This is a genomic window from Actinomadura gamaensis (assembly GCF_042652125.1).
In the GTDB taxonomy this organism is placed as follows: domain Bacteria; phylum Actinomycetota; class Actinomycetes; order Streptosporangiales; family Streptosporangiaceae; genus Spirillospora; species Spirillospora gamaensis.
Genome location: NZ_JBHSIT010000022.1, coordinates 43,236 through 63,107 on the forward strand (window position 1 = coordinate 43,236; position 19,872 = coordinate 63,107).

The following is a 19,872-nucleotide window of genomic DNA, read 5'->3' on the forward strand; positions in this document are numbered from 1 at the left end:
GGGAAGTGGAGCGTCCATGACGAGTCGACCGGCGCGGCGGAACCGCCGGAACGCGGAGGCGGGCCCGGCGCCGGACGAGGCGGCCGAGCGGTCCGGCCCCGGTCCCGGACGGTCCGGTTCCGGCGGCGGGCTCCCCCGCTCCCTCGGCCTCACGGTGGCCTCGACGCTGGTGTGGGGCGTGGCCCACCTGTGCACCGGCCGCCGGACGCTGGGCGCGGCGCTGGTGGCGCTGTTCGCGGCGCTCGTGGTCGGCCTGGGCGCCTGGTACCTGGTCTACCGGCCCGACCTGCTGCACCTGGCCGTCCGGCCGGACGTGCTGTCGGCCGTCGCGGGCGGGATCCTGCTGGTCGGCCTGGTCTGGCTGTGCGTGATCATCCGCTCGTACCAGATCACCCGGCCCGGCGAGATGTCCGCGCCGGCGCGGGCGGCGGGCGGCGTGGTCGTCGCGCTGCTGTGCTTCGCGGTGGCCGTCCCGGTCTCCTGGGCCGCGCACACCACCTATGTGGCGCGTTCCACCCTCACCAGCATCTTCCACGCGGGCGGCACGAACGGCGCCAAGCAGATCGACACCAGCGACCCCTGGAACGGGCAGTCGCGGGTGAACGTGCTGCTGCTCGGCAGCGACTCGGCCTACGACCGCGAGGGCACCCGCACCGACTCGATGACGGTCGCGAGCGTCGACACCAAAACGGGCGAGACCGTCCTGGTGGGCATGCCGCGCAACCTGGAGCACTTCCAGATGCCGCCCGGCCCGGCCCGCGACCGCTTCCCCGACGGGTTCACCGGGGACGGCCCGGAGACGCCCGGCCTGCTCAACGAGGTCTTCCAGTACGCCGAGGACCACCCGGACATGGTGCCGGGCGTGGCGAAGAACCACCGCGGCCCGACGCTGCTGAAGCAGACCATCGAGGGCATCCTCCACCAGCGCATCGACTACTACATCATGGTCGACATGTTCGGCTTCGCCGACATCGTGGACGCGATGGGCGGCGTCAAGATCAAGATCACCCAGCCGATCCCGTACGGGCTCCAGGGCGGCGTGCTCCAGCCGGGCGACCGCGTCCTGCACGGCAAGGAGGCGCTCTGGTACGGGCGCTCGCGCACCGACAGCGACGACTACACCCGGATGGGCCGCCAGAAGTGCCTGCTGCGCGCCATCGCCCGGCAGGCCGACCCGACGACCGTGCTGACCAAGTTCGACAAGCTCGCCGACGCGACCAAGCGTGCGATCTCCACCGACATCCCGCAGGAGCTGCTGCCCGCGCTGGTGAAGCTGTCGGAGAAGGTGAAGGACGGCGCGCAGATCAGCACGCTGGCGTTCGTCCCGCCGCTGATCAGCACCGGCAACCCCGACTTCGCGCTGATCCGCCGGCTGGCGGCCAAGGCGATGGGCTCGGACGCGACGCCCTCGCCGTCCGGTTCGCCGTCGGGTTCGCCCTCCGCCTCGTCCGCCGGTTCGCCGTCGGGGTCGGCGTCGCCGTCCGGGAGCGGGTCGCCGTCCGGGGAGCCGTCCTCGGACGGCGGCCCGTCCGCGTCGCCGTCGGGTGACGGCGGCAGCGGCGGGGGCTCGGGCTCGTCCGGGCACGACTCCGGGCACGACAAGGCCAAGCCGATCTCGCTGGACGCGATCTGCCCGTCGTGATCCGGGGAACACTCCGGATGTGAGGGCGGTGCACCGCGTCCGGCGGGTCGCCAACTGGGCGAACCTGGCGACGCCGCTCGGGCTGCTGCTGGCCCGGGCGGGCACCCGGCCCCGCGCGGCGCCGGTGCGCGGCCCGGAAGGGCTGCTCCTGGCCGGCGGGTACCGGCTGCCGGTTCCGGTGGCGACCGCGTTCACCATGGGCAACGTCGTCCTCACCCGCGAAGGCGTCGCGGACCTGACCGGCGATCCGGCGCTGCTGGCGCACGAGGGGCGGCACGCGACCCAGTACGCCTGGTGCCTCGGCCCGGTCATGCTGGTGCCGTACCTGGCGTGCGCGGGCCTGTCGCTCGCGGTGTGCGGGGATCCCGCGAGTTACAACCCGTTCGAGCGGCTGGCGGGGCTGGCGGACGGCGGCTACGTGCGCCGTCCGCCGCGTCCGCCGCTGCGGTGGCTCCTGCGCCGACTGACGCGGTGGCCGGTGCGGTGGCCGGTGCGGTGGCCGCCGCGCGCCCGGTGAACCCGTCCGGCCCGGCAGGGGGGATCATGGGTGAGGGGGAACGGGTGAGGGGAACAGGGTGGGGAACGGTCCGACGAGCAGTCCGACGAGCGGTTCGACGAGCGTGAGGAAGAGTACGGGTGCCCCAGATCGAGGGCTGTGAGGCCTACCGCGTGGCGATGCCGCGCGGGCGGCGGCCGGAGAGCATCCTCGTCCGGCTGACGGGCGCGGACGGCGCCGTCGGCTGGGGCGAGGTCGCGGTGCCCGAGGAGGCGGCGGGCGCGGCTCCGGCCTGGGCGGACATCGCCGAGCGGATGGCGCCCGCGCTGATCGGGCTGGACTGGGACCGTCCCGAGGACGTCTCGGCGGTCGCCGACCTCGGCACCAGCGGCGCGGCGTCCGCGGTGGACACCGCCTGCTGGGACCTGTGGTGCCGGGGCCGGGGCGAGCCGCTCGCGCACGCGCTCGGCGGCACCCGGACCTCGATCGTGACCGCCGCGCGGATCTCCCCCGAGCCGCTGCTGGAGACCGTGGTGTCGCGGGTGAACCGGGCGGTCGGCGCGGGCCACACGCGGGTGACGGTGGAGATCCGTCCGGGCTGGGACGTGGAGCCGGTGCGGGAGATCCGCGCGGCGTACCCGGCGCTGGCGCTGGTGGCGGACGCGCGGCACGGCTACGCCGAGACGCCCGCGCATCTCGACGCTCTCGCCGCCCTGGACGGCTACGGCGTGACGGCGGTCGAGCGGCCCTTCGCGGCCGACGACCTGGCCGCGCACGCCCGGCTCCAGGGCCGGATGGACGCGGCGGTCGCGCCGGACATCGGCGACCGGGACACCCTGGAGGCCGCGATCGACCTCGGCGCGGGCCGGGCGCTGAACCTGCGGCTCGGCCGGTTCGGCGGGCTGACGGCGGCGCGCGCGGCGCACGACCGCGCGTACGCGGCGGGCTGGGACGTGTGGTGCACCGGCGCGGGCGCGTTCGGGATCGGGCAGTCGGCGGCGGTCGCGCTCGCGGCGCTGCCCGGCGTGACGCTGCCGAGCGAGGTGACCGACCCGGCGGGCGGCCCGGTGTTCGTGACGCCGCCGGTCCGCTCGTCCGGCGGCGTGGTCGGCGTGCCGCTCACGCAGCCGGGCCTGGGGCACGTGATCGACGAGGACGCCATCGCCCGCCTGGCGCGCGAGCACCACCGCCTCCCGGCATGAGCGGCGGGGCGACGGCCTGGGTGGTGGCGGGCCCGCCCGGCGGCGGGAAGAGCACCGTGGCGGGGCTGCTGCTGGCGCGGCTCCGGCCCGTCCCGGCGCTGCTGGACAAGGACACGCTCTACGGCCCGTTCGTCGCGGCGACGCTCGCCGCGGCGGGACGCGATCCGGGCGAGCGCGAGGGTCCCTGGTACGACGAGCACGTGAAGGCGCACGAGTACGAGGGGCTGACCGCGACGGCGCGGGAGATCCGCTCGCACGGCTGCCCGGTGCTGCTGAGCGGCCCGTTCACCGGCCAGATCCGCTCGCCGGAGCGCTGGGCGCGGTGGGTGGACGAGCTGGGCGGTCCGCCCGTCCGGCTGGTGTGGATCAGGTCGGATCCGGCGACGCTGCGGCATCGTCTGGAGGCGCGCGGGCTGGCCCGCGACGCCGGGAAGCTCGACGCGTTCGGCGCGTTCTGCGCGCGGATGCGTCCGGAGGAGCCGCCGCCGGTCCCGCACGACGAGATCGACAACCGGCTCGGCGCGGCGGTTCCGGTGGACCGGCAGGTCGCGCGTCTCACCTGATCAGGGGCTTATGGCAGTGCGAACGGGCCGTACCGGACGCTAGGGTCATCGCGTGACAGTTCGGGGGAATCGCTCACCGTCCGGGGGGACGTCGGCGGGCCGGCCGCGGGGATGGCCGAGCCTCGCGGACGTCGGGGTGCCGCTGCTGCTCGTCCCGCCGCCGCTGGCCATCGCGGGGCTGCTGTCGCTGGGGGACGAGTTCCTCGTGCCGCGCGACCGGGCCGGCTGGATCGGACTGGTCGCGCTCACCCTCTTCCTGAACGCGGTGCTGGTCGGACGGCGCGTCCGGCCGCTGGTCGTGGTCGCGGTGGTCGTGGTCGCCGGGAACGCGGGCGCGCTGCTGATCCACGCGCAGGAGGTGCCCTCGACCGACGTCGCGCTGTGGGTGGCGCTGTTCTCCCTCGCCGCGCACAGCGAGCGGCGCGTGGCGATCGCCGGGTGCGCGGGCGCCTACGCCGTCCACGAGACCGCGTCGGTGTTCCGCACGACCGGCTTCGGCGACTGGACGCTCGACGCGTCCGTGGACGCCCTGCTGTTCCTGGCGCTCACCGCGCTCGGGCAGCTGCGGAGGCAGCGGCGCGCCCGGCGGGCCGAGCTGGCCGAGCAGCTGGGCGCGGCGGAGCGCGAACACCACGTCGTCGCCGCCGCCGAGCGCGAGCGGCTCGCGCGCGACCTGCACGACGTGGCGGGCCACCACCTGAGCGCGGTGATCGTGCACAGCGGCGCGGCGGCCGCGGTGCCGGACGCGGCGCTGGCCGCGCACGCCCTGGAGACCGCCGCGGGCACCGGCCGCGACGTCCTGGCGGCCCTCGCCCGGCTGGTGGACGAGGTCGAGCCCGAGGAGAGCACCGCCGACGGCCTGCCCGCGCTGCTGCCGCCCCTGTGCGAGGGGATTCGGCGGCTCGGCACGCCGGTCGCGCTGGACGTCGAGGGCCGGGCGCGCAGGCTGCCGCCGCAGGTCGTGACGGCGGCGTACCGGATCGTCCAGGAGTCGCTGACGAACGCGATGCGGTACGCGTCCGGCGCGGCCGTGGACGTGTCGGTCCGGTACCTGCCCGGCGCGGTGGAGGTCGAGGTCGGCAACGGCGTGCCGGAGGTCGAGGGCTACGTGCCGCCGCTCGGCACCGGCCGGGGCATCGCCGGGATGAGCGACCGCGCCGGGGCGCTGGGCGGGACGCTGACCGCCGGCCCGGACGCGTCCGGCGGCTGGCGGGTCCGGGCCGTCCTGCCGACGGGCCAGGCCGACGGGCGCGGCCACGGCTGGCCCGAGGTCGTGGACGGCATCCTGATCGCGACGTCGGTGCTGCTGCCCGTCCTGGTCGCGTTCGTGCCGCCCGAGCAGCTCCTGCCCGGCTGGACGGCCTGGTCCGCCGCGTTGCTGGCGGCGGCGTTCCTGCTCCGGGCGCTGCCGCTGTGGTGGCGCCGCCACGCCCCCTACGCCGTGCTGGCCTGGACGACGGCGTTCGACGTGCTGTGGTCCTGCACCGCCGGGACGACCCGCGCGGCCATGACCGGGCTGCTGTTCATCGGCGCGACCACGCTGATCAGCGCCGTGTACGCGGTCGCCGCCTACGCCCGGCGCGGCGTCCCGGCCTGGCCCGCGCCGTTCGTCGCGGCGATCGCGTGGGCGGCGACGCTCGCGGCGATGCTGGTCCGGCTGAACGGGAGCTCGTCCCTCGTGCCCGGCCTGGTCATCGGCTACGTCCTCGGGCTGCTGTTCCTCCTGCCCGCCTGGGCGGTGGGCAAGGCGGTGGTGACGCGCGGGAACCGCTGGGAGAACGCGGCGCTGGAGACCATGGCGGCCCGCGCGGGCGCGGCCGTCACGGCGGAACGGCACCGCGTCACGCAGGGCCTGCGCGGCACCGTCCTGGACCGGACGGCCCGGTTCGTCCGGGTGGCGGAGGACGCCCTCGCCGACCCGGACGCCGACCATCCCGCCGCGCTGCGGGAGGTCGCCGAGCACGCGCGCGCCGCGCTCAACGACATGCGCGCGCTGCTCGACGCCCTCCGTCCCGCTTCCGGCGAGTCGGCCGCGGCGGGCTAGCGCGGGCTAAGCGGCGGGCCAGCGCGGGCTGGGCGGGGGGGGCCAGCGCGGGCTAGTAGGACTTCGGCAGGCCCAGGGAGTGCTGCGCGACGAAGTTGAGGATCATCTCGCGGCTGACCGGGGCGATGCGCATGAGCCGGACGACCCCGGCGAGCATCCCGACGCCGTACTCGGTGGTCAGGCCGTTGCCGCCGTGCGTCTGGATGGCCTGGTCGACGCAGTGGATCGCGGCCTCGGCGGTGGCGTACTTCGCCATGTTCGCGGCCTCGCCCGCACCCATGTCGTCGCCCTCGTCGTACAGCCAGGCGGCCTTCTGGGCCATCAGCCGCGCAAGCTCCAGCTCCACCTTCGCCTCCGCGAGGGGGTGCGCGAGGCCCTGGTGCGCGCCGATCGGCGTCTTGAAGACCTGCCGGTCCCTGGCGTAGCCCACGGCCTTGCCGAGCGCGAGCCGGCCGATGCCCGCGCCCATCGCGGACGCCATGATCCGCTCGGGGTTGAGCCCCGCGAACAGCTGGAGCAGGCCGCCGTCCTCGTCCCCGACGAGCGCCTCGTACGGCAGCCGGACGTCGTCCAGGTGGCAGACGAACTGCTTCTCCGGCGAGAGGATCTCCATCTCGATCGGGGTGAAGGTGAAGCCGGGCGCGTCGGTCGGGACGATGAAGAGCGACGGCCGCAGGTTGCCCTTCTGGTCCTGCGTGCGGCTGACGAACAGCACGGCGTCCGCCTCGTCCACGCCCGAGATGAAGGTCTTCTGCCCCGTCAGCACCCAGCCGTCGCCGTCTCGGCGGGCGGTGGTGGTGATGCGGTGCGAGTTCGACCCGGCGTCCGGCTCGGTGATCGCGAACGCCATCTTGACCGAGCCGTCGGCGAACCGGGGCAGCCAGTGCTCGCGCTGCGCCTCGGTGCCGGACCGCGCGATGATCGTGGCGCAGATCGCCGGGGACACCACCATCAGCAGCAGCGGGCACCCGGCGGCGGCGAGCTCCTCGCAGACCGCGGCGAGGTCGCCGATGCCGCCGCCCCCGCCGCCGTACTCCTCGGGGACGTTCACGCCGAGGTAGCCGAGCCGTCCGGCCTCGGCCCACAGCTCGTCGGTCTTCTCCCCTGCCTTGGCCTTGCGGACGTAGTAGTCCGGCCCGTACTCCGCGCCCAGCTCGGCGACCGCCGCGCGCAGCGCGCGCCGCTCCTCGGACTCGATGAAGCTCACTTGTCGGGGGTCCCTTCGGAGATCACAGCGAGGACCGATCCGGCCTCGACCTGCCGTCCTTGCGTCACGTTCAGCGCGGTCACGGTCCCGGCGGCGGGCGCGGCGATCCGGTGCTCCATCTTCATCGCCTCCAGGATCAGCAGCGTCTGCCCCTGCGCGACGTCCGCGCCGAGCTCGGTCTCGACGCGGACGACCGTGCCCGGCATCGGCGCGAGCAGCGAGCCCGGCGCGACCAGGTCGCTCGGGTCGGCGAAGCGCGGTCGCGGCGTCAGCGCCACGGGGCCGAGGGCGGAGTCGACGAAGACGCGCCCGCCCGCCGCGCGCACGTCGAACGCGTGCCGCACGCCGTCCGCGTCCAGGACGACCCGTTCGGGGGACGCGTCGACCAGCGCCACCCCGTCCTCGGCGGCGAGCCCGTTCCGGGTGAGGCGGTACTCGACCTCGATCCCGCCCTCGAACGCCTTGCGCTGCGGCTGCGACGGGACGTTCCGCCACCCCGACGGCAACCCGCCGAGGACCGGCGCGGCGGCGCGGTTCGCGGACGCGTCGGCCAGCGCGGCGGCCAGCGCCGACAGCCGCACCGCGCGCTCGTCCGCCAGCGGACGGGCCAGGACGTCGAGGCCGATCTCGTCCAGGTAGCCGGTGTGGGTGTCCCCGGCAAGGAACGCGTCCTCGCCGAGCACCCGGACGAGCAGGTCCCGGTTCGTCGTGACGCCGTGCAGCCGCGCTCCGGCGAGCGCCCGGCGGAGCCGGCGCGCGGCGGCGGCGCGGGTCGGCGCGAACGCGATCAGCTTCGCCAGCATCGGGTCGTAGTGGACGCCGACCTCGCCGCCCGTCTCGTACCCGGCGTCCAGGCGCAGCCCGGCCCCGTCCGGGACGGCGAACCGGGCGTCCACGTCCGGCACCTCGAACGCGTGCAGGACGCCGCTCGCGGGCCGCCAGTCGAGCGCCGGGTCCTCGGCGTACAGCCGGACCTCGATCGCGTGGCCGCGCGGCGCGGGCGGCTCGTCCGGCAGCCGCGCGCCCTCGGCGATCTCCAGCTGCCACCGGACCAGGTCCAGCCCGTACACGCACTCGGTCACCGGATGCTCGACCTGCAGCCGGGTGTTGACCTCCAGGAAGAAGAACCGGCCGTCCGGCGCGAGCATGAACTCGACCGTGCCCGCGCCCGCGTACTCGATCGCCTTGGCCGCGTTCACCGCCGCCGCGCACAGCTCCGCCCGCAGCGCGGGCGACACCGCCGGGGACGGCGCCTCCTCCACGATCTTCTGGTGCCGGCGCTGGATCGAGCACTCCCGCTCCCCCAGCGCCCAGACCGTCCCGTGCGCGTCCGCGAGGATCTGCACCTCGATGTGCCGCGCGCGCTCCAGCAGCGGCTCGCAGAACACCGCGGGGTCGCCGAACGCCGACGCCGCCTCGCGCCCGGCCGCCGCGACCTGCTCGTCCAGCTCGGCCAGGTCGCGGACGACCCGCATACCGCGTCCGCCGCCGCCCGCCGACGCCTTCACCAGGATCGGCAGGTCCGCCGCGGTCACCTTCGCGGGGTCCGGCTCGGGCAGCACCGGCACCCCGGCCGCCGCCATCAGCCGCTTCGCCTCGATCTTGGACCCCATCGCCGCGACCGCCGCCGGCGGCGGCCCGACCCAGGTCAGCCCGGCCGCGAGGACGGCCCGCGCGAAGTCCGCGTTCTCCGACAGGAACCCGTAGCCGGGATGGACGGCGTCCGCGCCCGCCGCCCGCGCCGCCTCGATGATCTTCTCGGCGCGCAGGTAGGTGTCCGACGGCGCGTCCCCCGGCAGCCGGACGGCCGCATCGGCCTCCCGCACGTGGGGCGCGTCCGCGTCGGCGTCGGAGAACACCGCGACCGTCGCGACGCCCAGGTCGCGGCAGGTGCGGAAGACGCGGCGGGCGATCTCGCCGCGGTTGGCGACCAGCAGTTTCTCGATCATCATCACATCCGGAAGACGCCGTAGCCGTCCGCGCCGCGCACGGGGGCGTTGTGGACCACCGACAGGCACAGGCCGAGCACGGTGCGGGTGTCGCGCGGGTCGACGACCCCGTCGTCGTACAGCCGCCCGGACAGGAAGAACGGCAGCGACTCGGCCTCGATCTGCGTCTCGACCAGCTCCCGCATCGCCCGGTCCTGCTCCTCGTCGTACACCTGGCCGCGGGCCTCCGCGGCGGCCCGCGCGACGATCGACAGCACCCCGGCGAGCTGCTGCGGCCCCATCACCGCCGACTTCGCGCTCGGCCAGGTGAACAGGAACCGCGGGTCGTAGGCCCGCCCGCACATGCCGTAGTTCCCCGCCCCGTAGGACGCGCCCATCACCACGGTCAGGTGCGGCACCTTCGAGTTCGCCACCGCGTTGATCATCAGCGCGCCGTGCTTGATGATCCCGGCCTGCTCGTACTCGGCGCCGACCATGTAGCCGGTCGTGTTGTGCAGGAACAGCAGCGGCGTGTCCGACTGGTTCGCGAGCTGGATGAACTGCGCCGCCTTCTGCGCCTCCGCGCCGAACAGCACGCCCTGCGCGTTCGCGAGGATCCCGATCGGGTAGCCGTGCAGCCGCGCCCAGCCGGTGACCAGGCTCGTCCCGTAGAGGGGCTTGAACTCGTCGAACTCCGAGCCGTCCACGATCCGGGCGATCACCTCGCGCGGGTCGAACGGGACCTTCAGGTCCTCCGGGACGATCCCGGCCAGCTCCTCCGGGTCGTACAGCGGTTCGCGGACCGGGCCGGGCGCGGGGCCGAGCTTGCGGTGGTTGAGCCGCTTGACGATCCGGCGGCCGAGGCGCAGCGCGTCGTGCTCGTCCACCGCCATGTAGTCGGCGAGGCCGGACGTGCGCGCGTGCATCTCCGCGCCGCCGAGCGACTCGTCGTCGGACTCCTCGCCCGTCGCCATCTTCACCAGCGGCGGGCCGCCGAGGAACACCTTCGCGCGCTCCTTCACCATGACGGTGTAGTCGCACATGCCCGGGATGTACGCGCCGCCCGCCGTGGAGTTCCCGAACACCAGCGCGATCGTCGGGATCCCGGCCGCCGACAGCCGCGTCAGGTCGCGGAACATCCGCCCGCCCGGAATGAAGATCTCCTTCTGCGTGGGCAGGTCCGCGCCGCCGGACTCGACCAGGTTGATCACCGGCAGCCGGTTCTCCAGCGCGATGTCGGACGCCCGGAAGCTCTTCTTGACCGTCCACGGGTTGCTCGACCCGCCGCGCACGGTCGGGTCGTTCGCGACGATCATGCACTCGACGCCCTCGACGACGCCGATGCCCGTCACCACCGACGCGCCGACCGGGAAGTCGCTGCCCCACGCTGCCAGCGGGCTCAGCTCCAGGAACGGCGAGTCCGGGTCGAGCAGCAGCTCGATCCGCTCCCGCGCGAGCAGCTTCCCGCGCTTGCGGTGCCGCTCCACGTACTTCTCGCCGCCGCCCGCCAGGGCCTTGGCGTGCTCGGCGTCCAGCTCGGCGAGCTTGCCGAGCATCGCCGCCCTGCGTTCGGCGTACTCGGGGCTCGCGGTGTCCAGCGTGCTTCTGAGGGTCAAAGGACGGCCTCCGGGACGATGACGGAACGGGACCGCAGCCACTCCCCGAGGGCCTTGCCCTGCGGGTCGAACCGGGTCGAGGCGGACACACCCTCCTGGAGCAGCCCTTCGACGACGAAGTTCACCGCCCGGAGGTTCGGCAGCACGTACCGGACGACGCGAAGCTCCTTCGTCTCCGGCAGGAGTTCTTGCAAGCGCTCCGCGGTGAGATGGCTTTCGAGCCACGAGAACTGGGCGGGAGTCCGAGCCCAGACCCCGATATTGGCGTCCCCGCCTTTGTCTCCGCTTCGCGCGCCCGCGATAACTCCCAGAGGCACTTCCCGCATCGGGCCCGTTTCCGAAGGGGCGGCAGGAGAATTGCCGCCGGCGGAAATCGCGCCGAGCGATGCGGTCCTCGGTGCCGGGGGAATGGAGACCTGCGTGCCGTCGGGCAGGACGGCCAGGTGCTCGACCTCCTCGTTCGGCACGAACGCCGGACGGTACACCCCGTAGGGGCCGCCCTTCCCCGGCGGCGAGGTCATCGTGAAGCCCGGATACCCGGCCAGGGCCAGCTCGACGGCGGCGTTGCTGAAGGCGCGGCCGACCTTCTCCGGATCCGGGTCCAGGACCGCGCAGCGCAGCAGCGCCGTCGCCTCGCCCTGCGTCTCCGCGTCCCGCTTCGCGGCGCCGACCGTCGTCCACTCGACCCGGCTCGGACGGTCCTCCCCCAGCGCGGCCTCCAGTTGCGCGCGCACGAGATCCGCCTTGGCCTCGATGTCCAGGCCCGTCAGCACGAACGTCATCTCGTTACGGTGCCCGCCCAGGTGGTTGAGGCAGACCTTCGTGGTGGGGGGCGGCGGCGTTCCGCGCACGCCGCCGATCCGCACCCGGTCGGGACCGTCCGGGGCCAGCTCGATCGTGTCGAAGCGCGCCGTCACGTCGGGCCCGGCGTACGCGGGCGCGCCGATCTCGTACAGCAGTTGCGCGGTGACGGTCTCGACCGTGACCGCTCCGCCCGTCCCGTCGTGCTTGGTGATCACCGACGACCCGTCCGCGTGGATCTCGGCGACCGGGAACCCGGCGGGACGCGCCGCGCCCGCCGCCTTTACATTGTAGATTTCTTGGAAGAAGGCGTAGTTGCCGCCGGTCGCCTGCGCGCCGCACTCCAGCACGTGCCCGGCGACGGTCGCGCCCGCCAGCGCGTCGAAGTCGTCGCGCGCCCAGCCGAAGTGCGCCGCGGACGGCCCGACGACGAGCGACGCGTCGGTGACGCGCCCGGTCACCACGACGTCGGCGCCCGCCTTCAAGCACTCCGCGATGCCCCAGGCTCCGAGGTAGGCGTTCGCGGTGAGCGGCTGCCCGTACCGCTCGTCCCCCAGGCCGAGCTCCTGCGCGCGCGGGAGCAGATCGTCCCCGTGGACGTAGCCGACGCGCACGTCCAACCCGAGCCGGTCCGCCAGTTCGCCGAGCCGCTCCGCGAGGCCGCGCGGGTTCAGCCCGCCCGCGTTCGTCACGATCTTGACGCCGCGCTCGGCGGCGAGCCCGAGCGCGTCCTCCATCTGCCGCAGGAACGTCGAGGCGTACCCGCCGCCCGGGTCCTTCAGCTTCGAGCGGCCGAGGATCAGCATGGTCAGCTCGGCCAGGTAGTCCCCGGTGAGGACGTCCAGCGGCCCGCCCTCCAGCATCTCCCGGACGGCGCTGAACCGGTCGCCGTAGAAGCCCGAGGCGTTCCCGACGCGCAGCGGTCGACTCATGCCCCGCACCCTGCCAGCCCCGAATGAAAAAATCAATCGTGCTTGATTGTTTTCCGCTCGCGCGCTCTGCTTGACTGATCGGACCAGGAGCCCCGAGCCACCCGAAGGAGACCATGACCACCCCGGCCGTCCCCCGCGAACCCCGGCAGGACCGCAGCCGCGCCACCCGCCGCCGCCTGCTGGAGGCCGCCGTCGAGTGCCTGGCGACGGCGGGCTGGGCCGGGACGACCGTGACCGTCGTCGCCGAACGCGCCGGTGTCTCGCGCGGCGCGGCCCAGCACCACTTCCGCACCCGCGAGGAGCTGGTCACCGCCGCCGTCGAGTACGGCACCGAGGTCCGCATGGACCAGATGCGCGCCCACCTCGACGGCCTGGCGGGACGCCGCCCGGGCACCCTCGAGGTGGTCACCCTCCTCGGCGACATGTACTCCAGCCCGCTCTTCAAGGCCGCGCTGCAACTGTGGGTCGCGGCCAGCTCCGACGAGCAGCTGCGCGCCCAGGTCGTCCCCCTGGAGGCCCGGTTCGGCCGCGAGGCGCACCGGCTGACCGTCGAGGCCCTCGGCGCGGACGAGTCGGTGCCCGGCGTCCGGGAGACCGTGCAGGCGACGCTCGACCTGGTCCGCGGCCTCGGCCTCGCCGACCTGCTCACCGACGACTCGGCCCGCCGCTCCCGCCTGCTCCGCCAGTGGGCCGCCACCCTCGACGCCGCCCTGGGCCGATAATGATCACATGCTCCACGTACTCCGGCTGACCTACACCGCGTCCGAGTCGGACGCCGCCCCGCACGTCCCCGGCCACGTCGCCTTCCTCGAACGGCACCACGCGGCCGGCACGTTCCTGCTGTCCGGGCAGACCGTCCCGACCGAGGACGGCGGCGTGGTCCTCGCCGCCGGAGGTCTGGACGCGGACGCCGTCCGCCGCCTCACCGACGAGGACCCGTTCGTCCAGGCCGGTGTCGCCCGCTACGACATCGCCACGGTCACGCCCGGCCGCGTCCACCCGGCTCTCAAGGAACTGCTGGCGGACGGCGGAGGAAAAACGTCCTAGGTATACCGAGTGCCGCCGCGGCCGACCAGAGGTCGTCGGGCTCTGACCGCGCCGCGGTCCAGCCCGTCAGGCGCGCGTGCTGGACGTACGCCTCCTGCCCGGACAGGCCGTCCCGGTAGGTGCGGGTGACTCACCCCCGCTCCGGCCGTGCGTCCTCGTCGCTGCCACTATCCGCAGGACGGGGTGGCCGAGGAGGGGCGAGAGTGCGCGACGCGCGGCGCCGCCCGATGGCGACTTGTGATCTTGACGGGCGCCGCGCCGCCTAGGCCACCGCCGCCGCGTCCGACGGAGCCGCCGTCGCGGGCGCGGCGTCCCGCCGGCGCTGCGCCCAGCGGACGGCGGGCAGCGCCACGAGCCCGGTGAGTGCGAACAGCGCGCCCAGCACGTACCATCCGGGACGCCCCCACGTGATGCACAGCGAGATCAGCAGGCCGGGGCCGAACGCCTCCGCCAGCCCCGCGCCCAGCCCGAACACGCCGAGGTACTGGCCGGTGGCGTGCTCGGGCGCGAGCGCGAACGACACCTCGAACCCCGCCGCGGCGTGCCACAGCTCCCCGAGCGTGTGGACGACCACGGCCCCGACGAGAAGCGCCGCCGCCGTCCACGCCGGAACACCCGCCGCCAGCGACATCAGGGAGCAGGACACCAGGAACGCGACCCCGGCGCGCCGGTACGCGCCGCCGCCCGCCGCCGGCGAGTCCACGCCCCGGCTCGCCCGCACCTGGAGCCCCACCACGAGCACCGTGTTGGTGACCATCGTCCCCGCGATGAGCCAGTGCGGCGCGGACGTCGCCGCGATCAGCCAGAGCGGGAGCGCCACGGTCAGCACCTTGAACTGGACGGCCATCATCCCGTCCAGCGCGGTCAGCACCAGGTAGGGACGGTCGCGCAGCGCGATCCACCGCGGGCCGCCGTCCGCCGGACGGGGCCTCACCCGCGGCAGCAGGAGCAGCGGCGCCGCCGCGAGCACGTTCGAGACCGCCAGCCCGAGCACCAGCCCCTGATAAGCCGGCGCCGTCCCGACCGCGACGATCCAGCCCGCCAGCAACGCGCCGAGCGAGACCCCGACGTTCGTCACCGCGCGCAGGTAGGCGCGGAACTCTTGCGGCCGTTCCCCGCCGAAGCTCCTGATCAGCGGGCTCCGCGCCGCCAGCCCCGCCGCCTGAGCGCCGGTCGCCGCGCACACCGCGAGGACGAACGACCAGAACCCGTCCACGAGCGTGAACGCCGCCGCGGCGATCCCCCGGACGAGCAGCGTGGCGGCGTAGACGCCGCGCGCCCCGAGCCGGTCCGCGAGATGCCCGACACCGATGCCGACCGCCAGCGACACGAGCCCCGCGATCCCGAGTCCCGCCCCCACCTGGCCCGCCGGGAGCCGCACCGCCTCGGTGAAGTAGAGCACCCCGGCGGTCAGGTACAGGCCGCTGCCGAGCGTGTAGAGGAAGTTCGAGGCGGCCAGCACACGCTGGGGCCTGCTCTCGGGCAGCAGATGGCGCATGGGGACTCCGGAGGCCGAGGACCACGTCCCCGCCATCCTGATGCGAATCACTTGCTATTGCAAGATATTCGCAACAAAGCTTTCCGGCCGGGCGCTTCTCACCAGGTCAGCGCCTCGACGGCGGACGAGGGCACGAACTGCATCGGCTGCGTCGGATGGAGCGGTGTTGACAGGAGGGCGGGGGCGAGTTCGCGCCACTGGGCGCGTGGAAGCGCGGTCGGGTCGTCGGTGAGGACCTGGACGCAGACGTGATCGGCTCCCGCGTCCTGCTGCCGGCGGACCCGGTCGCGGATCGTCTCGACATCGCCGTAAGCGACGATCGCGTCCACGAGGCGGTCTGCGGGGGCGCCGCCGGGGCCGCCGGTCATGTCGTCCTCGTCGAACCCGAGCCGCCGCAGACTCGCACGCTGGTGTTCGGCCATCGTCACGTATCCGGCGACGTGGGCCCGCGCGATCTCCCGCGCCCGGTCGATGTCGGTGTCGAGCACGACGGCCTGCTCCACCGCCAGCAAGGCGTCCGGTCCCATGCTCTGCCTGGCGCGCGCCGTGTGCTCGACGGGCACGAAGTAGGTGTGCGCTCCCCACGTCCGCTCCCCCGCCAGCTTCAGCATCTTGGGGCCGAGGGCGGCGAGCACCCGGCGCGGTTCGGAGGCGGCCTCGGGGGCGTGCGAGGGGACGGCGTCCATCGCGTCGAGGTAGGCGCGCATCGTCGGGACGGCGCGTCCGAGGGCGGGCATGGCGTAGCCGTCCAGCGAGCCCGCCTCACCGGCCCGGTGGCCGCCGAGGCCGAGCAGGTAGCGGTCGGGGAACGCCTCGCCCAGCGTGCGTTCGGCGGTCCGCATCGCGATGGGGTCGCGGAAGGCGATGTTGGCGATGCCGGCCGCGGCGACGATCCGCCGCGTCGCGCCGAGCACCAGCCAGGCCTGGCCGACGGTGTCGCGGCCGAACGCCTCCCCGAACCAGATCGTCCCGTAGCCGAGTTCTTCGATCTCGGCCGCCGCCTCGCGCACCCGGTCCGCCGGTTGCCCGTCGAAGGCGAACGTCCAGATCCCGACGCGGCCGAGCCTGTCGCGTTGCATCCCGCCACTCCCTTTTCCGGAGAACCTCTCCGGTTCCGTGTGGGATAATACGGAGAACTTCTCCGTTTCGCTACCCGGAGCCTTCCGGTCGAGGATGGGACGATGACCACGGCGGACCCACGGCGCCCACGGCGCGCCCCGCGCGCCGACGCGCGGCGCAACCGCGACGGCATCCTGGCGGCGGCCCGCGCGGCGTTCGCCGAGGACGGCCCGGACGCCTCGCTGAACGAGATCGCGCGGCGCGCGGGCGTCGGCCCCGGCACGCTCTACCGGCACTTCCCCACCCGCCAGGCGCTGCTGTCGGCCGTCCTGGCCGACCGCGTCGAGCGGCTCTGCGCCCGTGCCGAGCAACTGGTCGCCGACGCCTCGCCCGACGAGGCCCTGGACGGCTGGCTGCATGCCTTCCTCGCCCATGCCCGAAGCGACCACGGCCTCGGCGGCGCGGCCCTCACCGAACCCGCGCACCCGGACCCGCGCCCGGACCCGGACCCAGGCCTGGACCGGGGCCTGGACCCGGGCCTGGGCCTGGACTGCCATGCGGCGATCCGCGCCGCCGCCGCCCGCGTGCTCGCCAACGCCCAGCGAGCAGGCGTCGCCCGCGCCGACGCGACCCCCGAGGACATGATCGAACTCGTCGTCGGCGTCGCCCTCACCACAGCCGGTCCCGACACGGGCCCCGACCGTCCCGGCCGCCTGCTCGCGCTCGTCCGGGACGCCCTCCGGCCCCCGCCCGACCGCGCCCGCCCACCGGACGGCCGGGCTCGGACAGCTCGCTGAGGGCTTGGCGCCCGGCGGCCACGCGACGAGCCGGGCGAGGTCGCCGACGAACTGCGCCGGACGGTGCGAGCCTCCCTGGCCACGCCACCACGCCCGAGGCGGATCCTCCTTCCGGAGCCGACAGGGCGTCGCCGAAGCGAACACGTTCGTTACGATCGTGGTCATGAGCGTCCGGAGAGAGCCGATCAGCCGTCGGGACCGCCCGGCGAAGCCCGCCCTGTCCCGCGGATGGATCACCGAGACCGCCGTCCGGATCATGCGGGAGGAGGGGCTGGAGAAGGTGACGATGCGCCGCCTGGCCCAGGAGCTGGACACCGGTCCGGCCTCGCTGTACGTCTACGTCGCCAACACCGCCGAGCTGCACGCGGCGGTCCTGGACGCCCTGCTCGGCGAGATCGACCTGACCGGACGGGACGGCGGCGAGGGCTGGCGGGAGCAGCTCCGCGCGGTGATGCGGTCCTACACCCTGGTGCTGTTCCAGTACCCCCAGCTCGCACGGTCCGCGCTCGTCGCCCGGCCGAGCGGCGAGAACTACTTGCGCCTGGTGGACCGGGTCCTGGACCTGCTGTCGCGAAGCGGGGCCCCGCGCGAGCAGGTCGCCTGGGGCGTGGACAAGCTGCTCCAGGACGCCACGGCCACCGCCGCCGAGCAGTCGGCGCGGGAGCGCGACCCGGCCGCCGAGGAAGAGTGGAGCGCCACCGTGCGCGCGTTCGGCGCCGCGGGCGCGGACAAGCACCCGGCGATCGCCGCGCACATGCCCGCCCTGGTCGGGGGCTCCCCGGAGGAGCGGTTCCGCTGGAGCTTCGACGTCCTGGTCAACGGGATCGTGGGGACGCCCGTCCCCGGCGCGCAGGGCTGAGGACCGGGCGGGCGTCCGCTTCCATCGCTGGGACGCAACGCGTGACGAACATGTTCGTCAGGAATATGTTCGTCACGAGCGTGTTCTACAGAGTGACGGTCTCCATCCGTCGGCTCCGACATGTGCCAGATCCGGGTGCCCGGTCCGACGCCGTGTCCTTGCGCGGCCCCGGCGGCCACCACTGCGGCACCCGCAGACCTTCCCAGCTTTCATCGGAGGCAGTCATGAGCACCATTCACGTCCCGATCGCGATCATCGGCGCGGGCCTCGGCGGGCTCACCGCCGCCCGTGTCCTGCACGTCCACGGCATCGAATCGGCGATCTTCGAGCTGGAGGGCTCGCCGGCGTCCCGGACCCAGGGCGGAATGCTCGACATCCACGAGGAGAGCGGGCAGCAGGCGCTGCACGCCGCCCGCCTCCACGACGAGTTCCGCGAGATCATCCATGCGGGCGGGCAGGCGATGCGCCTGCTCGGCCCCGACGGCACCGTGTTCGTGGACGAACCGGACGACGATGCCGGCGGCCGCCCGGAGGTGGACCGGGGCGACCTGCGCGACCTGCTGCTCGGCTCGCTGCCCGACGGCGCCGTCCACTGGGGTCGGCGGGTCGCCCGCGCGCGGCCGCTCGGCGACGGCCGCCACGAGGTGGAGTTCGCCGACGGCTCGACCGTCACCACCGATCTGCTGATCGGCGCGGACGGCGCCTGGTCCCGCGTCCGGCCGCTGGTCTCCGGCACCCGGCCCGCCTACACCGGCATCTCCTTCGCCGAGACCGACCTGTTCGAGGCCGACACCCGCCATCCGCGCAGCGCGGCGGTCGTCGGCGGCGGCTTCTTCATGGCCCTGGGCGACGAGCGCGGCATCCTCGCGCACCGGGAGAGCGACGGCAGCCTGCACGCCTACGCCGCGCTCAAGATCGGTGAAGGCTGGCCGGACACGGTCGACTTCACCGACCCGGCCGCCGCCAAGGCCGCCGTGCTCGCCCACTTCGACGGCTGGTCCGACGACCTGCGCGGCCTCATCGCCGACGCCGACACGATCGGCCCGCGCCGCATCCACGCCCTGCCCGTCGGGCACCGCTGGGACCGGGTGCCGGGCGTGACGCTGCTCGGCGACGCCGCGCACCTGATGTCCCCGTTCGCGGGAGAGGGCGCCAACCTGGCCATGCTCGACGGCGCCGAACTCGCCCTGGCGATCGCCGCGCGCCCCGGCGACACCGAGGCCGCCCTGGCCGCGTACGAGAAGACGCTCTTCCCGCGCAGCGCCGAGGTCGCGCTGGACTCCGCCACCAGCCTGGAAACGATGTTCGGCGAGCGGAGTCTGCAGGACATGGTCGCCTTCTTCGCCTCGCGCTCCGAGCCCGACACGGACCCGTCCTGACGAAGGAGGCGATGACGATGCCCGATGCCCGCCCCGCATCCGTTCCCTCTTCGGCGGCTGGGCCGACGCCGCCCTGCATGACGGTCCGTCGCCCCACCCTGGGGTCACGTTCGGGAGAACCCCGCCGTAACCCGCCGCGCTATCTCCTTCCGACAGTGCATCCCCGACAAAGGGAGGACCCTCGATGCGGATGCGCATTCCCGCCGCCGTTCTGACCGCCGGCGTACTGACGCTGACCGGAGTGGCCGCGACCGCGGTCGACAGCTCGGCGGCGCTCGCCCAGGGCCGCCGCTGCGGCCCCGGAGTGTCCAAGAGCGGCGCCGGCACGCTCGGCACCACGTGGACGCTGAAATCCATGTACGACGACGACGGGCCGGTGCAGGGCCAGCTCGTCGTCGGTGAGGAGTTCGAGATCGCCACCCAGGGGGCGGGCCAGCACTGGAGCGTCACCTTCACCCACAACGGCACGGTGTTCTTCTCCAACCCGGACGACGTCTCCACGGCGACCGGTATCCGCGAGGTCCACATGACCTCCGCGCTGCACAACACCACGCAGACGATGAACGCCCACGCCGTCCGGAAGGACACCGGCGAGGTCATCGACGGCACGGTCGTCCTGCCGCCCGCCCCGCCGGCCTGCGCCCCCAACTCCCCCTGAGGACATTCCCACCAAGAGAAAAAGGGCCCCGCCACTTTCGTGGCGGAGCCCTTTCCAAAATATGTCCGGCGGTGTCCTACTCTCCCACACAGTCTCCCATGCAGTACCATCGGCGCTGAGGGGCTTAACTACCGGGTTCGGGAT

Annotated in this window: 17 protein-coding genes and 1 rRNA gene; 11 read left to right on the forward strand and 7 right to left on the reverse strand. The window is 74.2% G+C overall.

The features are described 5' to 3' along the window. The first annotated feature begins 16 nt into the window (after positions 1-16). From ACFPCY_RS42335 to ACFPCY_RS42355, 5 genes are all read left to right on the forward strand, one after another. Positions 17-1,642, forward strand: a complete 1,626-nt coding sequence (locus ACFPCY_RS42335) for an LCP family protein (RefSeq protein WP_378265448.1) — start codon at positions 17-19, stop codon at positions 1,640-1,642. A gap of 19 nt (positions 1,643-1,661) precedes the next feature. Next, positions 1,662-2,159 (forward strand): hypothetical protein, encoded by a 498-nt coding sequence (locus ACFPCY_RS42340; protein ID WP_378265450.1) that lies wholly within the window; start codon positions 1,662-1,664, stop codon positions 2,157-2,159. Between the two features lie 119 nt (positions 2,160-2,278). Then, complete coding sequence (locus ACFPCY_RS42345) at positions 2,279-3,340, forward strand: enolase C-terminal domain-like protein (protein ID WP_378265452.1); 1,062 nt, start codon at positions 2,279-2,281, stop codon at positions 3,338-3,340. Continuing rightward, a complete protein-coding gene (locus tag ACFPCY_RS42350; RefSeq protein WP_378265454.1) occupies positions 3,337-3,903 on the forward strand; it encodes a P-loop nucleotide/nucleoside kinase family protein in 567 nt (188 codons plus the stop codon). Before ACFPCY_RS42345 ends, ACFPCY_RS42350 begins: the two co-directional genes overlap by 4 nt. A gap of 136 nt (positions 3,904-4,039) precedes the next feature. Beyond that, positions 4,040-5,947 carry a histidine kinase gene (locus ACFPCY_RS42355; RefSeq protein WP_378265456.1) on the forward strand — a complete coding sequence of 636 codons (1,908 nt, stop codon included), beginning with the start codon at positions 4,040-4,042 and terminating at the stop codon, positions 5,945-5,947. Positions 5,948-5,999: 52 nt separating this feature from the next. Here ACFPCY_RS42355 and ACFPCY_RS42360 read toward each other — a convergent pair whose 3' ends face one another. From ACFPCY_RS42360 to ACFPCY_RS42375, 4 genes are read right to left on the reverse strand one after another with little or no spacing between them, the layout of a single operon-like run. Continuing rightward, on the reverse strand, positions 6,000-7,154 hold the full coding sequence (locus ACFPCY_RS42360) for an acyl-CoA dehydrogenase family protein (RefSeq protein ID WP_378265458.1): 1,155 nt from the start codon (positions 7,152-7,154) through the stop codon (positions 6,000-6,002). Then, the gene (locus tag ACFPCY_RS42365; protein WP_378265460.1) at positions 7,151-9,103 is read right to left on the reverse strand and encodes an ATP-binding protein; all 1,953 of its coding nucleotides are present in this window, start codon (positions 9,101-9,103) and stop codon (positions 7,151-7,153) included. The genes ACFPCY_RS42360 and ACFPCY_RS42365 overlap by 4 nt, the downstream gene beginning before the upstream one ends. Positions 9,104-9,105: 2 nt before the next feature. Next, entirely contained in the window at positions 9,106-10,638 is a 1,533-nt protein-coding gene (locus tag ACFPCY_RS42370) for an acyl-CoA carboxylase subunit beta (protein ID WP_378265482.1), read from the reverse strand. 56 nt (positions 10,639-10,694) lie between these two features. Continuing rightward, entirely contained in the window at positions 10,695-12,431 is a 1,737-nt protein-coding gene (locus ACFPCY_RS42375; protein ID WP_378265462.1) for an acyclic terpene utilization AtuA family protein, read from the reverse strand. 113 nt (positions 12,432-12,544) lie between these two features. On the opposite strand from ACFPCY_RS42375, the gene ACFPCY_RS42380 reads away from it, so the two are divergent. Together ACFPCY_RS42380 and ACFPCY_RS42385 are read left to right on the forward strand one after the other, a co-directional pair. After that, positions 12,545-13,153: a TetR/AcrR family transcriptional regulator gene (locus tag ACFPCY_RS42380; protein WP_378265464.1), complete on the forward strand. Its 609-nt coding sequence runs from the start codon at positions 12,545-12,547 to the stop codon at positions 13,151-13,153. Positions 13,154-13,160: 7 nt separating this feature from the next. Further along, the gene (locus tag ACFPCY_RS42385; RefSeq protein WP_378265466.1) at positions 13,161-13,478 is read left to right on the forward strand and encodes a YciI family protein; all 318 of its coding nucleotides are present in this window, start codon (positions 13,161-13,163) and stop codon (positions 13,476-13,478) included. Positions 13,479-13,740: 262 nt separating this feature from the next. On the opposite strand, the gene ACFPCY_RS42390 is transcribed toward ACFPCY_RS42385, so the two are convergent. Both ACFPCY_RS42390 and ACFPCY_RS42395 read right to left on the reverse strand, forming a co-directional pair. Beyond that, entirely contained in the window at positions 13,741-14,976 is a 1,236-nt protein-coding gene (locus ACFPCY_RS42390; protein ID WP_378265468.1) for an MFS transporter, read from the reverse strand. A gap of 98 nt (positions 14,977-15,074) precedes the next feature. Further along, positions 15,075-16,055, reverse strand: coding sequence for a TIGR03620 family F420-dependent LLM class oxidoreductase (locus ACFPCY_RS42395; RefSeq protein ID WP_378265470.1), 981 nt, complete (start codon positions 16,053-16,055; stop codon positions 15,075-15,077). 102 nt (positions 16,056-16,157) lie between these two features. On the opposite strand from ACFPCY_RS42395, the gene ACFPCY_RS42400 reads away from it, so the two are divergent. From ACFPCY_RS42400 to ACFPCY_RS42415, 4 genes are all read left to right on the forward strand, one after another. Next, positions 16,158-16,832 carry a TetR/AcrR family transcriptional regulator gene (locus ACFPCY_RS42400; protein WP_378265472.1) on the forward strand — a complete coding sequence of 225 codons (675 nt, stop codon included), beginning with the start codon at positions 16,158-16,160 and terminating at the stop codon, positions 16,830-16,832. 163 nt (positions 16,833-16,995) lie between these two features. After that, positions 16,996-17,691: a TetR/AcrR family transcriptional regulator gene (locus tag ACFPCY_RS42405; RefSeq protein WP_378265474.1), complete on the forward strand. Its 696-nt coding sequence runs from the start codon at positions 16,996-16,998 to the stop codon at positions 17,689-17,691. Between the two features lie 224 nt (positions 17,692-17,915). Then, positions 17,916-19,070 (forward strand): FAD-dependent oxidoreductase, encoded by a 1,155-nt coding sequence (locus ACFPCY_RS42410; protein ID WP_378265476.1) that lies wholly within the window; start codon positions 17,916-17,918, stop codon positions 19,068-19,070. A 184-nt stretch (positions 19,071-19,254) separates the two neighbouring features. After that, positions 19,255-19,728, forward strand: a complete 474-nt coding sequence (locus ACFPCY_RS42415; RefSeq protein ID WP_378265478.1) for a hypothetical protein — start codon at positions 19,255-19,257, stop codon at positions 19,726-19,728. A 63-nt stretch (positions 19,729-19,791) separates the two neighbouring features. Here the strand turns inward: ACFPCY_RS42415 and rrf are convergent. After that, positions 19,792-19,872, reverse strand: a 5S ribosomal RNA gene (gene rrf, locus ACFPCY_RS42420); the annotation flags it as partial.

Coding starts and splice junctions, on each gene's coding strand:
- ACFPCY_RS42335 (WP_378265448.1), top strand. CDS start 17: ATGACGAGTCGACCGGCGCGGCGGAACCGCCGGAACGCGGAGGCGGGC.
- ACFPCY_RS42350 (WP_378265454.1), top strand. CDS start 3,337: ATGAGCGGCGGGGCGACGGCCTGGGTGGTGGCGGGCCCGCCCGGCGGC.
- ACFPCY_RS42365 (WP_378265460.1), bottom strand. CDS start 9,103: ATGATCGAGAAACTGCTGGTCGCCAACCGCGGCGAGATCGCCCGCCGC.
- ACFPCY_RS42370 (WP_378265482.1), bottom strand. CDS start 10,638: ATGCTCGGCAAGCTCGCCGAGCTGGACGCCGAGCACGCCAAGGCCCTG.
- ACFPCY_RS42375 (WP_378265462.1), bottom strand. CDS start 12,431: ATGAGTCGACCGCTGCGCGTCGGGAACGCCTCGGGCTTCTACGGCGAC.
- ACFPCY_RS42380 (WP_378265464.1), top strand. CDS start 12,545: ATGACCACCCCGGCCGTCCCCCGCGAACCCCGGCAGGACCGCAGCCGC.
- ACFPCY_RS42385 (WP_378265466.1), top strand. CDS start 13,161: ATGCTCCACGTACTCCGGCTGACCTACACCGCGTCCGAGTCGGACGCC.
- ACFPCY_RS42390 (WP_378265468.1), bottom strand. CDS start 14,976: ATGCGCCATCTGCTGCCCGAGAGCAGGCCCCAGCGTGTGCTGGCCGCC.
- ACFPCY_RS42395 (WP_378265470.1), bottom strand. CDS start 16,055: ATGCAACGCGACAGGCTCGGCCGCGTCGGGATCTGGACGTTCGCCTTC.
- ACFPCY_RS42400 (WP_378265472.1), top strand. CDS start 16,158: ATGACCACGGCGGACCCACGGCGCCCACGGCGCGCCCCGCGCGCCGAC.
- ACFPCY_RS42405 (WP_378265474.1), top strand. CDS start 16,996: ATGAGCGTCCGGAGAGAGCCGATCAGCCGTCGGGACCGCCCGGCGAAG.
- ACFPCY_RS42410 (WP_378265476.1), top strand. CDS start 17,916: ATGAGCACCATTCACGTCCCGATCGCGATCATCGGCGCGGGCCTCGGC.
- ACFPCY_RS42415 (WP_378265478.1), top strand. CDS start 19,255: ATGCGGATGCGCATTCCCGCCGCCGTTCTGACCGCCGGCGTACTGACG.